Genomic DNA, 12,901 nt, shown 5'->3' with positions numbered 1-12,901 from the left:
GGCTTGTCGTTATGCGTTATTAGTTATTCGTTAGTGCGGCGCGCTTGGCGCGGCCGGCACGCTGAAGGTAAAGATGGTACCGCCGGCGGGGTTGGCGCCGAAGGTCAGCGCGCCGCCGTGAAATTCGATGGCGGTGCGGCAGATGTTCAGGCCCATTCCCATGCCTTCGGACTTGGTCGAGAAAAACGGCGAAAACAGCCGCTCGGCCACGTCCTGGGGAATGCCATGGCCATGGTCGATCACGTCGACCGTCACCATGCCTTGCTGCGCGTCGTGGCTGGCCCGCAGGCGCATGATACGCCGTCCCGGCGCCGCGTCCTGCATGGCCTCGATGGCGTTGCGCGTCAGGTTCAGCAGCACTTGCTCGATCATCACGGGATCGGCGCGCAGCAGCGGCAGGTCCGGCGGCAGCTCTTCCTGGATGGTGACATAGTATTTGCGCGCCTGCAGGTCGATCAGCGCGCGGATGCCGTCGATCAGCGTGCGGATGGCGATATCCTGGCGCTGCGGCTCGCTCTTGCGCACGAAATCGTGCACGCTGCGGATGATCTGGCCGGCCCGCTGCGCCTGCGCGCTGGCCTGTTCCAGCGCCGGCTTCAAGGTACCCGGATCGACGGGGGCGTCGTGGTCGATGGCGCGGCGGATCAAATTCAGGGCGCCCGTCGTGTAGCTGGAAATGGCCGCCAGCGGCTGATTCAATTCGTGCGCGAGCATCGAGGCCAGCTCGCCCATGGTGGCCAGGCGCGAGCTCGTTTGCAGCTTTTCCTGCTGCTGGCGATTCAGTTCCTCGACCCGCTTGCGGTCCGAGATATCGAGCACGGAACCCATCCAGCCCGTCTGCTGGCCGTTCTTGTCCACCAAGGGCGCCTCGAAGATCAGCACGGCCACGCGCGTGCCGTCGGGGCGCTGGAAATAGGTTTCGAACTGCGGCGTGGGATTGCCGGCCAGGGCCTTGACGAAGCGCTGCTGGTATTCTTCCAGCGCCTCGGGCACCCAGTAGGGCATGGGCGGCAAGCGGCCCAGGATTTCCTCGGGCGGATAGCCGACGATCTGGCAAAACGCGGGATTGACGTAGGTGACTCTGCCTTCCAGGTCGCGCGCGCGCATGCCCGTCACCAGCGAGTTTTCCATCGCCGTGCGAAACAGCATCTGCTGGCGCAGCGCGCCTTCGGCCACCAGGCGGCGCGAAATATGCCGCCACAGGGCCAGCAAGCTCCACAGCAAGCCCAGCGACAGGGCGATGACGGAGCCGACCAGCAGATTGGGCAGCAATTTCGGCTGGCTTTTCACGCTGTCGGTAAACAGGGTGATGCTGGCGCCGGGCACGTCGAGCGCGCGCTTGTGCGTGTACACGCCGTGGCCGGGACCGGCGGCGGCGCGCCGCGCCAGCACCTTGTCGTCGCGGTCGATCAGCGAAATCTGGTTATCCTGGGCGAACCACCACGGCACCATTTCATCGAGCAGGCTGCTGATCTGGTAGGTGGCCACCAGGCTGCCGACATAGCGCTGGCCGTCGAACAGGGGCTGGTGGTAATCCATCAGCATGGCACCCGGCGGCACGTCGGGAAAACCCGTCTGCTGCGAAGGCTGGGCGTATTGGCCCCGGTGCAGACGGCGCGCATTGTCGGCCGCCGTCAGCGAGGCGGGCGCAAATGACAGCGCGTGCGGCAAGCTGTTGTCGCTGGTGGCCAGCACCTTGCCGTTGGTGTCGAGCCACAGCACGCGCTGCAATTCGCGGCCATTGCGCAACATCTGCTGCAGCCGTTCGTGCACTTTTTCCGCCGATAGGGAGCCGCTGGCGATGTCCACGCCCAGGTTGAACAGGCTTTCCTCGTTGCGCGCCAGCTGGAAGCGGATGGTCTGCTCTACCCATAGCGTATCGGCGATCAGCTGCTCCTGGCGTTCGTTGCTTTCCATCTGGCGCGCCTGCCACGGCAGCCAGAACAGGATGGAGAGGAACAGCAGCAGCAGGATGACGGGCAGCAGCCAGCGCATCGGGCTCGATAGCTTGAAGCGGCGCGCAAGGGTGGGGGGAGTCGGCATGGCTGGCAGGGTAGCGGCTTGTCGGGAGCTGGCTATTGTGGTTAACCACAATAGCGGCGGCAGTTTCTTTGGCACAATATTCAAGTAGACAAATAATAAAGTTTTTCAAAAACCACTCAGGAGACAATAATGCAGATGAAAACCATGTTCGTCGCGCTGTGCGCGGCCATCGGCGCCACCGCCGGCGTCCACGCTTACGCGCAAGCCCCGATCGTCATCAAGTTCAGCCACGTCGTGGCCACCGACACGCCGAAAGGCCAGGCCGCCGAACGCTTCAAGCAGCTGGCCGAGAAAGCCACGAACGGCAAGGTCAAGGTCGAACTGTACCCGAACAGCCAGCTGTACAAGGACAAGGAAGAACTCGAAGCGCTGCAGCTGGGCGCCGTGCAGATGCTGGCGCCGTCGCTGGCCAAGTTCGGCCCGCTGGGCGTGAAAGAATTCGAAGCGTTCGACCTGCCCTACATTTTCCCCACCAAGACGGCGCTGTACAACGTCACCGAAGGCGAAATCGGCAAGAGTCTGCTGAAAAAGCTGGAACCCAAGGGTATCACGGGCCTGGCCTACTGGGACAACGGCTTCAAGGTGATGTCGGCCAACAAGCCGCTGCACAACCCGGCCGACTTCAAGGGCCTGAAAATGCGCATCCAGTCGTCCAAGGTACTCGACGCGCAAATGCGCGCGCTGGGCGCCAATCCGCAAGTGCTGGCCTTCTCGGAAGTGTATCAGGCGCTGCAGACGGGCGTGGTCGACGGCACGGAAAATCCGCCATCGAATATGTACACGCAAAAGATGCATGAAGTGCAAAAGCACGTAACCGTGTCGAACCACGGCTACCTGGGCTATGCCGTCATCGTCAACAAGAAATTCTGGGATGGCTTGCCGCCCGATATACGCGGCCAGCTGGAAAAAGCCATGCGCGAGGCGACCACGTTTGAAAAAGCCATCGCCCAGCGCGACAACGACCAGGCCCTCGACGCCATCAAGAAAGCGGGCAAGACGCAGATCTACACGCTGACGGTGCAGGAACAGGCCGAATGGCGCCGCGCGCTGGCGCCCGTGCAGAAGGCCATGGAAGGGCGCATCGGCAAGGACCTGATCTCGGCCATCAACAAGGAAAGCGCGAAGTAAGCAGCATGCCGTAGCGCGCCGCCTGGCGCGCCAGGCAGGGCATCCCTGCCACTGGCTCGAATGACTCCTGCGCGTCCTGCGCGGGAGTCTGTGTACCCGCATTCTTTGAAAGTCCACCATGAAATTTCTGGATCACCTGGAAGAGTGGCTGATCGCGTCCCTGATGGGCGCGGCCACCTTCATCATTTTCGTCGCGGTCGTGCACCGCTACCTGGCAGGCTTGCCCATCCCCGGCCTGCAAGACTTCCTGATTCAAATCAATACCAGCTGGGCCCAGGAACTGTGTATCTACATGTTCGTCTGGATGGCCAAGTTCGGCGCCGCGTATGGCGTGCGCACGGGCATCCACGTGGGCGTCGACGTGCTGATCAACCGCATGAACCCGCGTTGGCGCGACCGTTTCATCGTCTTCGGCCTTGGTGCCGGCGCCCTGTTTACGGGCATCGTGGGGACCTTGGGCGCCAGCTTCGTGTGGTCGATCGGCCACACGGACCAGACCTCGGCCGACATGGAAGTGCCGATGTGGCTGGTCTACCTGGCCGTGCCGCTCGGTTCCTACCTGATGTGCTTCCGCTTCCTGCAGGTGATGGTGCATTTCATCAAGACGGGCGCCTTGCCGAAACACGACCACTCGCACGTCGAGGGCCTGGAAGATGAACTGACGGCGGAAGAAAAAGGAGCCAAGGCATGAACGCGCTGATTATTTTTGTATTGCTGCTGGCGCTGATGTTGACCGGCATGCCGATTTCCATTTCGCTGGGCCTGACGGTGCTGACGTTCCTGTTCACCATGACCAGCGTGCCCATCGAATCGGTAGCCCTGAAGATTTTCACGGGCATCGAGAAGTTCGAGATCATGGCCATCCCCTTCTTCATTTTGGCCGGCAACTTCCTCACGCATGGCGGGGTGGCGCGGCGCATGATCAACTTCGCCAGCTCCATGGTCGGCCACTGGCATGGCGGCCTGGCGCTGGCTGGCGTGATGGCGTGCGCGCTGTTTGCGGCCGTTTCCGGCTCCAGCCCCGCCACCGTGGTGGCCATCGGCTCCATCATCCTGCCAGCCATGGTCAAGCAGGGCTATCCGCGCGGTTTCGGCGCCGGCGTCATCACCACCTCGGGCGCGCTGGGCATTTTGATCCCGCCATCGATCGTGATGGTGATGTATTCCGTCAGCACGAACACGTCCGTTGGTAAATTGTTCATGGCGGGCGTGATTCCCGGCATGATGCTGGCCATGCTGCTGGGCCTGACGACGTGGTTTTTGGCGCGCAAGCACAACTACCCGCGCATGAAAAAAGCCAGCTGGGGCGAGCGCTTCGTCACGTTCAAGAAGAGCGCCTGGGGCTTGCTCTTGATCGTCATCGTCATGGGCGGCATCTATTCGGGCGCGTTTACACCCACGGAAGCGGCCGCCATGGCTGCCGTGTACGCCTTCATCATCGCCGTCTTCGTCTACAAGGACTTGAAGATCAAGCAAGTGGGCAAGGTCTTGCTCGATTCGGCCGCCATGTCGGCGATGTTGTTGTACATCATCACCAACGCCGTGCTGTTTTCGTTCCTGATGACCAGCGAAAACATTCCGCAAGCGATGGCCGAGTGGATCACGGGCAAGGGCCTGGGTGTGATCAGCTTCTTGCTGGTGGTCAACGTGCTGCTGTTGGTGGCGGGTAACGTCATGGAACCGTCGTCGATCGTGCTGATCATGGCGCCGATTCTGTTCCCCGTCGCCATGAAGCTGGGCATCGATCCTGTGCACTTCGGCATCCTGATCGTGGTCAACATGGAAGTGGGCATGTGCCATCCGCCTGTGGGCCTGAACCTGTACGTGGCGTCCGGCATCACCAAGATGGGCATTTCGGAGCTGACCGTGGCCGTGATGCCGTGGCTGCTGACGATGCTGGCCTTCCTGGGCTTGATTACCTACGTACCACAAATTTCGCTGTGGCTGCCAAATTTAATTTACAACTAAAACAGTTGTCCCCGTCATGGTGCAAAAAAAGTCGATCCGGCCGAATAAATGCGCTATGATGGGCAGCCTTAAGGGGAAAAACGTAGTTGCTTATACGCTCCGGTAGCAAGGCTGAAAGACAGAATTGGTAACAAGGTTGGTGGGGGAGTAGTCTATAAAAACGGTATTGATACCGGGGATATATTGAGGAGACACACGTTTCACAGAAGTTGTTGAGTCATCGCTGTTTGCCGCCACAAGTCGGCACCGGCGGACCCAAACGACCGGGAACGTGAAGCAATATTTGAAGCGCACCGGCTGGTGCGCTTTTTTTTCGTGCATGGGAAACGTCCGCCGGCATGCCCAAAGACGGTGCATAATTCCCGTGGCGCCGTTTCCCGCGCCGGCAGGTTGCATATTTGCCACACTTGAACAATGATCAGCAGATGAAAAAACAACAGGGCAGTGAACTGTTCAGCGCCATCGTGGCCGCGCCGTTCGGCGCCATGGGCGTGCGCGCGCAGGACGGCCAGTTGCGCGAACTGGTCTACCTGCCACCGCACTTCGCCGAAAAAGACGCGCAGGATGCCGTCTCCGAACGGGCCTGCCAGCAACTGGCCCGGTATTTCCTTGACCCCGATTATGTCTTCGACCTGCCGCTGGCCGAATTGGGCAGCGCCTACCAGCAACGCGTATGGGCGGCGATCAGCGGCATTGCGCGCGGCCAGGTGCGCACCTATGGCGACGTGGCGCGCCTGATCGGCTCGGCGCCGCGCGCCGTGGGCCAGGCTTGCGGCGCCAACTGGTTTCCCGTGGTGATCCCCTGCCACCGGGTCACGGCCGCAGGCGGCCTGGGCGGCTTTGCCCATCACGACGATGCGACGGGATTCCACCTGGGCGTGAAGCGCTGGCTGCTGGCGCATGAAGGCGTGGCAGCTTACCTATGATGAACAGCTTGCTGGCGCCTGATAACGCCACCCTGATCGATGAATTCTGCGACAGCCTGTGGCTGGAAGACGGCCTGTCGAAAAACTCGCTCGACGCCTACCGGCGCGACATGCGCCTGTTTGCGCGCTGGCTGGAAGTGGCGCGGCCCGGGCGCGAGGGCCTGTACGAGGTATCCGCGGCCGATATCGAAGCGTATTTCGCCGCCCGCCACGACGAGAGCAAGGCCACGTCGTCGAACCGGCGCCTGTCCGTGCTCAAGCGTTTTTACCAGCGGGCCTTGCGGCACAAGCATATCGCGGCTGATCCGTGCCTGAAGATGGTCTCGGCCAGGCAGCCCGCGCGCTTCGTGCACACGCTGAGCGAAGCGCAGGTGGAAGCGCTGCTGGCGGCGCCCGACGTGAGCACGCCGCTGGGCCTGCGCGAGCGCACCATGCTCGAACTCATGTATGCGAGCGGCTTGCGCGTGTCGGAACTGGTGGACTTGAAATCCGTCGAGCTGAGCCTCAACGATGGCGTGCTGCGCATCACGGGCAAGGGCAGCAAGACGCGGCTGGTGCCGTTTGGCGAACAGGCGCGGCTGTGGATAGAGCGCTACCTGAAGGAAGCGCGCGGCATCATCCTCGACGGGCAGATGGACGATGCGCTGTTCGTCACGCGGCGCGGCGGCGCCATGACGCGGCAAATGTTCTGGGTCATCATCAAGAAGCATGCGCTGAGCGCCGGCATCACGGCGCCGCTGTCGCCGCACACGCTGCGCCACGCGTTCGCCACGCATTTGCTGAACCATGGCGCGGACTTGCGTGTTGTGCAATTGTTACTGGGGCACTCCGATATCTCCACCACGCAGATTTACACGCATGTGGCCCGCGAACGGCTGAAACTGCTGCATGCGCAGCATCATCCGCGAGGCTAAACATTTGGTGTTTGGTCCAATTACGTCATAATGTGCCTTATGTGCTTATCTGTAACATCTAAAAACTAAAGAGGTAGTAAATGGCCAAGACAAATTTCCAATACGAAAAACGGCAAAAAGAGCTGGAAAAGAAGAAGAAAGCCGAGGAAAAAGCCAGGCGCAAGCTGGAAGCGAAAAACAATCCCAAGGCTGCCGATGGCAGCGACGGCGATGAGCCGGAAGCGGACGACGCCGACGTTGACGCTGATCCGGCCGCCGAAGGCGACGCACCCGCCCAGCCGCAGTAATTGCCCGTCCCTGATGACCGGTGCGGCATTGCCGCGCCGGCGTCTCTTCGTTCTCCCTTCTCCCCCTCCCGCTATAAGCGCGGCCGCTGGCCGATCGCCAGTTGCAGCTGTGTGCTGGCGATGGCCACATCGGCGCGCGCCTGCACATAGCCCTGATACGCCTCATCGGCCGAACGCTGCGCGGCCAGCCATTCCAGCAGCGAGGCACTGCCTTTGACGTAGGACAGGCCGATGCCGTCAACGACCTTTTGCGCATCGAGCAGCACGCCGTCGCGGTAGCGCGTCAGCCGCTCCTGCGCCGTGCGCAGATGCAGCTGCGCCGCGCGCACGTCCGTTTCCGCTTTCAACTCGGCCTGGCGCAGGGCCAGCATCGCCTGCGTCACGCCGGCCTCGGCTTGCACCACGTCGCCCTTGTCGCGCCGCGACAGGGGGATGGGGATGGCCAGCGAGATGGACAGCGCACGCGAGCGGGCCGCGCCTTCGACGGGATTGCCGCCAGTATCGATGCCGTCATGGTAGCCGCGCGCGGCGGCCAGGCCCACGGTGACGGTCGGGTCGACGGCGCGGTTGGCGCGCACCAGCGCCGCGCCATCGCGCAGATGGTCCAAGGTGGCGCGGGCGATGCGCACATCGCTGCGTTCGCGCATCGCCTGCGGCACGAGGGTGCCGGTGTCGCCGCCCGCAAAGGCGGTGAAGTCGCAGGCCAGCTGCGCGTCGGGAAACAGCGCATCGAGCTGGCGCCCCAAGGGCGGCGACAAATTCAACATGGCGCTGTCCGCCTCGCTGCGCGCCTGCGTCAGTTCGGCCTGGAACTGGTCGCGTTCCACGCGCGACTGCAGCAGCTCGATGCCGCCCACGTCGCCTGCCTTGCGCCGCACCACGTTCGCTTCCACCACTGTCGACAGGGCCGCCATGGTGTGCTCCTTGCGCGTCACGACGTCGCGCGTGCGGCACGCTTCCGTGTAGGCCGCCGCCGCCGTGGCGTACAGTTCGCTTTTGAAGCCGGCCACCGTTTCCTCGGCCAGCGTGACGTTGCTGTGCGCCGCCTTGATGCGCGCGGCGCGCTTGCCGCCCGTCTCGATGGCCATGCTGATGGCCGGGTTCCACGTGACGGGACGGTGCTCGACGCTGTGCACGGTCTCTCGCGTGGCGCCCAGCGTGAACTCGGGGTCGGGGCGCAAGCCGGCGATGCCGATGCCGGCCTTGGCCGAGCCGACGCTCTCGTTCTGCGCTTGCAGCTCCAGGCTGTGCGTTTCCACGGCGGATAGATAGGTGTCAAAGCTCAAGGGCGCGGCGAAGGCGCAGGGGGCGATCAGCCAGGCTGCCAGCAGCAGATTAAAACGTGTCATGGGTTTCTCCTTCGGTATCGATCCGGCGTTGTTGTACATACGCCTCGATCAGGTAATACAGGGCCGGCAACAGCAGCAAGGTCAGTGCCGTTGCCGTCACCAGGCCGCCCACCACCACGGTGGCCAGCGGACGCTGCACGTCGCTGCCCAGGCCTGTTGCCAGCATGGCCGGCGTCAGGCCCAGGGCGGCCACGGTGGCCGTCATCAGCACGGGGCGCATGCGGTCGCGCGCGCCACCCAGCACGGCGTCGCGCAGGCTCTTGCCTTCTTCACTGCGCAAGCGGTTGATCTGCGCCAGCATCAGCACGGCGTTCAGCACGGCCACGCCGAACAGGGCGATGAAGCCGACGGCGCTCGACACGTTCAAGGTCATGCCGCGCAGGTGCAGCGCGGCCAGGCCACCGAGCATGGCTAGCGGCACGGCCAGCAAGACCAGCGCAGGCTGGCGCAAGTTGCGGAACTGGCCGAACAGCAGCAGGAACATGCCGGCCAGGGTCATCGGCAAGATGATGGCCAGGCGGCTTTGCGCGCGCTGCAGGTTCTCGAACTGGCCGCCCCATTCGACGCCGATGCGCTGGTGCTCGCCTGCCACGGTTTGCGCCACCAGCGGACGCGCTTCGGCCAGGAAGCCGGCCAGGTCACGCCCGCGGGCGTTCAGGCGCACGATGATGTGGCGCCGTCCCATCTCGCGCACGATCACGCTCTCGCCCGAGGTGGTGCTGATGGTGGCCACCTGCGCCAGCGGCACCTTGGCGCCGTTGGCGGCGGTGAGCATCAGGCTGGCGATGGCGTCCGGGCTGGAGCGCGTGGCGGGCGGGAAGCGCACGGCGATGTCGTAGCTTTTCTCGCCCACGTAGACCTGGCCGATGGGCGCGCCGCCGATGCCGGTGGCAATCAGGTCGGCCACGTCGGCCGCATTGATGCCGTAGCGGGCCGCTTTGGCGCGGTCCAGTTCCACCTTCAGGTTGGGCAGCGGTGGCTCCACGTCCACGGCCACGTCGGAGGCGCCAGGGACGGTTTTCAGGACATTGGCCACCTTGCCGGCGATGGCGCGCACTTCGTCGAGGTCGTCGCCGAATATCTTCACCGTCAGGTCGCTGTGCGCGCCAGACAATTTATCCTGCACGCCGTCGATCATCGGCTGCATGAAAGCCACCGTGACACCGGGCATGCGCGCGAAGCGCTCGCTCATTTTGGCGATCAGCTGCTGCTTGCTCATGCCGGACTTCCAGCTTTTGTACGGATGCAGTCCCACGCTGGCCTCGATGTGCGACGGCGTCCAGTAATCGGTGCCGTCGTCGTTGCGCCCCGTCTGCGTGACGATGGTCGATACTTCCGGGAACTCCAGCGCGGCACGGCGCAGTTCACTGGCCATCTCCGACGCCTTGTCCAGCGTGATCCCGGGCGGCATCTGCACTTGCAGCCACAAGGAACCCTCATCGAGGTACGGTAAAAAGTCGCGCCCGATGCTGGCACCCAGGATGGCAAGCGCAGCGAGCGATCCTGCGCACACCATCGCCACCCAGCGTTTCCTGCCCACCATGCGTTCCAGGAAGCGGCCATACGCGCCCGCCAGCTTGTCCAGCGCGCGGTTATGGAAAGTGCGGCGCGGCTTGCGCAAGGCCAGCCAGGCCAGGCCCGGAATCAGCACCAGCGCCACCACCAGCGCGCCCACGAGCGCTGCGCCCACCGCATACGCCATCGGCGAGAACAGCTTGTATTCGATGCGCTGGAAGGCGAACAGGGGCAGGTAGGCGGCGATGATGACGGCCATGCCGAACATGATGGGGCGCGCCACCTGCAGGGTCGCCTCGATTGCGTCATCGATGGTGAGGGGCCGCTCCTGATCCCGTTCACGGCGGCGCAGCATGTTTTCCAGCACCACCACGGAGCCGTCGACGAGGATGCCGAAGTCGATCGCCCCCAGGGACAGCAAATTGGCGGGAATTTTAAAATGGTGCATGAAGATGAAGGCGATCAGCAGCGCCAGCGGAATCGTCAGCGCCACGATGGCAGCCGCGCGCGGGCTGCCCAAAAACAGCAGCAGCACCAGGGCGACGAGCAGCATGCCTTCGCCCAAGGTATAACTGACCGTGTGCAAGGTGGCATCGATCAGCGAGCTGCGGTCCAGATAGGCGACCACCTTGACGTCTTTCGGCAGCAGATTGTTATTCAGATCGTCCACGGCCGCATGAATGCCCGCCAGCGCATCGGACGGGTTGAAATCCTTCAGCAGCAGGGTGATGCCTTCGATGGTGTCGGGGTTGTCATCCTTGCCGAGGATGCCGCGCCGCTCCACGTTGCCGTAAGCGAGCTTGCCCAGGTCTTTTACCAGCACGGGCACGCCGTCCTTGCTGCTGACGACGACGTTGCCCATGTCGTCCAGCGAATGGAGCAAGCCCACGCCGCGCACCACGTACGATTGCTGGCCGCGGTCGATCACGCTGCCGCCGCCGCTGATGTTGTTGGCGTTGATGGCGTCCTTGACCTGCGCCAGCGAGAAGCCGTAGCTGTCGAGTTTTGCGGGATCGAGTTCCAGCATGAACTGCGTCGTCAGGCCGCCGAAATTGCTCACATCGGCCACGCCTCGCACCTGCTGCAGGCGCGGGATGACCGTCCAGAACTGCAGCTCGGACAGTTCGCGCAGGGAGCGCGTTGTCGATTCCAGCGTGTAGCGGTAGATTTCGCCCGTGGGCGACGTATACGGATCGAGGCCCGGCTTGGCGTCGTAGGGCAGGTTCACGCTGGCCAGGCGCTCCTGCAGCCGCTCGCGCGTGAAGTAGCCGTCGCTGCCATCTTCGAACACCACGGTGATCAAGGACAGCGCGAACAGGCTGCGCGTGCGCAGCACGTGCATGCCCGGAGTACCGAGCAGGGCGCGCTCCAGCGGTATCGTGATCTGCTGCTCGATTTCCTCGGCGCCCAGGCCCGGCACCTGCGTGACGATCTGCGAGGTGACGTCGGCGATGTCGGGATAGGCTTCGATGGGCAGCTGCTTCCAGCAATACACGCCGTACAGGGTCACGCACAACAGAACCAGCCAGACGATGCCGCGCCGCTGGCAGCAGGTGGCGATGAAACGATCAACCATTGAGCAGCACTCCTTCCTTGACGACGATACGTTCGCCCGCGCGCAAGCCGGAGACGATTTCCACCTGGTCGCCCCGGCTGGCGCCCACCTGCACCTCGCGCGCCTCGAAACGCAGCGGACTGCGTTCGACCATCACGCGCGTCACCAGGCCGCTTTGCAGCAGCGCCGCCGCGGGCACCATCAGGCCGCGCCGCGTGGCGCCGGCGAAACCGGCGTGGGCGAACATGCCCGGCTTGAAAATGCCGGCGCGGTTGTCGATGGCCACGCGCACCTTCACCGTGCGCGTCTCGGGATCGAGCACGGCGCCCACATACGCGACCTTGCCTTCGAAAGCCTTGCCGGGCCAGGCGTCAACGCTGATGCGGGTCGCCTGGCCCACGGCCACCTGCGCCAGGTCCCTTTCGGCCACGTTGGCCGACAGCCACACGGTGGAGAGATCTGCCACCGTCATGACGGGCGCGTTGATGTCGTTCCAGTAGCCGCCCTGGGCGCCTTCCATGGCGATCACGGTGCCGGCGATGGGCGAACGCAAGACATAGTCGCGGCGTGTGCCGCGTGTGTCGCGCGCGCCGGCGCCGTACTGGGCCAGCTTGTCGGCGCTGGCCTGGGCATCGCTGCCGGCCTGCGCAAAGGCTGCCTGGGCCGCTTCGTACTCCTTGCGCGCGGCGATCTCCGCCTCGAACAGGGTTTTCTGGCGCTGCAGTTCCTGACGCGCTTGCAGCAGGGCGGATTTCGTTTTGCTGTCGTCCGCGTAGGCGGCGCTCAGTTCCGCCGAGTCGAGCGTGAACAGCGGCTCGCCCGCCTTCACGCTGTCGCCCAGGGCGCGCTGCAGGCGCGTGATGCGCCCTGCCAGGGGCGGCGTGATTTTCACCAGCTTTTCCGGCATCGCCTCGATGCTGCCCGGCGCCTCCGTTTGCGTGGCGATCTCCTGTTCCTGTACGGCGGCGATCTGCAGGCGCTGGCGCAGCGGCGACATTTTGTCGACGGCGATACTGCCGTCGTCCAGGTGCGTCGATTGGGCGGGCGGCGTGGCCGCCGGCGTCGGCTTGGCGCAGCCGGCCAGGGCCGAGCAGGCGAGAGCGAGGGCGCAGCTGGCGCCCAGGGCGTTGCGGGTGGTCGTGTTCATCCCGTGTTTCCTTGTTATTGATGGTGATGGGGGCATGCGTGGATGCCGTGCCCAGGCGGGCGGTCAGAG

The 12,901-nt window shown here is 64.0% G+C and carries 10 protein-coding genes; 6 read left to right on the top strand and 4 right to left on the bottom strand.

Annotated elements, in window-relative coordinates; translation table 11 throughout:
- Window positions 1-30: 30 nt before the first annotated feature.
- A complete protein-coding gene (locus CLU91_RS12225; protein WP_232730722.1) occupies window positions 31-2,043 on the bottom strand; it encodes a sensor histidine kinase in 2,013 nt (670 codons plus the stop codon).
- 135 nt (window positions 2,044-2,178) lie between these two features.
- Between CLU91_RS12225 and CLU91_RS12220 the strand changes: the two genes are divergently transcribed.
- From CLU91_RS12220 to CLU91_RS12195, 6 genes are all read left to right on the top strand, one after another.
- Window positions 2,179-3,171: a TRAP transporter substrate-binding protein gene (locus tag CLU91_RS12220; RefSeq protein WP_442906602.1), complete on the top strand. Its 993-nt coding sequence runs from the start codon at window positions 2,179-2,181 to the stop codon at window positions 3,169-3,171.
- 118 nt (window positions 3,172-3,289) lie between these two features.
- Window positions 3,290-3,862: a TRAP transporter small permease gene (locus CLU91_RS12215; protein ID WP_099666604.1), complete on the top strand. Its 573-nt coding sequence runs from the start codon at window positions 3,290-3,292 to the stop codon at window positions 3,860-3,862.
- Entirely contained in the window at window positions 3,859-5,139 is a 1,281-nt protein-coding gene (locus CLU91_RS12210; protein WP_100874377.1) for a TRAP transporter large permease, read from the top strand. Before CLU91_RS12215 ends, CLU91_RS12210 begins: the two co-directional genes overlap by 4 nt.
- Window positions 5,140-5,564: 425 nt before the next feature.
- The gene (locus CLU91_RS12205) at window positions 5,565-6,065 is read left to right on the top strand and encodes a methylated-DNA--[protein]-cysteine S-methyltransferase (protein WP_100876704.1); all 501 of its coding nucleotides are present in this window, start codon (window positions 5,565-5,567) and stop codon (window positions 6,063-6,065) included.
- Window positions 6,062-6,979: a site-specific tyrosine recombinase XerD gene (gene xerD, locus CLU91_RS12200; RefSeq protein ID WP_442906480.1), complete on the top strand. Its 918-nt coding sequence runs from the start codon at window positions 6,062-6,064 to the stop codon at window positions 6,977-6,979. The genes CLU91_RS12205 and xerD overlap by 4 nt, the downstream gene beginning before the upstream one ends.
- 80 nt (window positions 6,980-7,059) lie before the next feature.
- A complete protein-coding gene (locus tag CLU91_RS12195; protein WP_100874376.1) occupies window positions 7,060-7,266 on the top strand; it encodes a hypothetical protein in 207 nt (68 codons plus the stop codon).
- A gap of 71 nt (window positions 7,267-7,337) precedes the next feature.
- On the opposite strand, the gene CLU91_RS12190 is transcribed toward CLU91_RS12195, so the two are convergent.
- Genes CLU91_RS12190 through CLU91_RS12180 form a run of 3 tightly spaced genes read right to left on the bottom strand, consistent with a single transcriptional unit; the run spans window position 7,338 to window position 12,832 of the window.
- Entirely contained in the window at window positions 7,338-8,615 is a 1,278-nt protein-coding gene (locus CLU91_RS12190) for a TolC family protein (RefSeq protein ID WP_100874375.1), read from the bottom strand.
- On the bottom strand, window positions 8,602-11,706 hold the full coding sequence (locus tag CLU91_RS12185) for an efflux RND transporter permease subunit (protein ID WP_100874374.1): 3,105 nt from the start codon (window positions 11,704-11,706) through the stop codon (window positions 8,602-8,604). Before CLU91_RS12185 ends, CLU91_RS12190 begins: the two co-directional genes overlap by 14 nt.
- Complete coding sequence (locus CLU91_RS12180; protein ID WP_100874373.1) at window positions 11,699-12,832, bottom strand: efflux RND transporter periplasmic adaptor subunit; 1,134 nt, start codon at window positions 12,830-12,832, stop codon at window positions 11,699-11,701. Before CLU91_RS12180 ends, CLU91_RS12185 begins: the two co-directional genes overlap by 8 nt.
- Between the last annotated feature and the right edge of the window lie 69 nt (window positions 12,833-12,901).

The organism is Janthinobacterium sp. 64 (assembly GCF_002813325.1).
Lineage (GTDB): Bacteria > Pseudomonadota > Gammaproteobacteria > Burkholderiales > Burkholderiaceae_D > Janthinobacterium.
The sequence above is the reverse complement of the archived record's forward strand: the minus strand, read 5'-3'. Positions and strand labels throughout refer to the sequence as shown.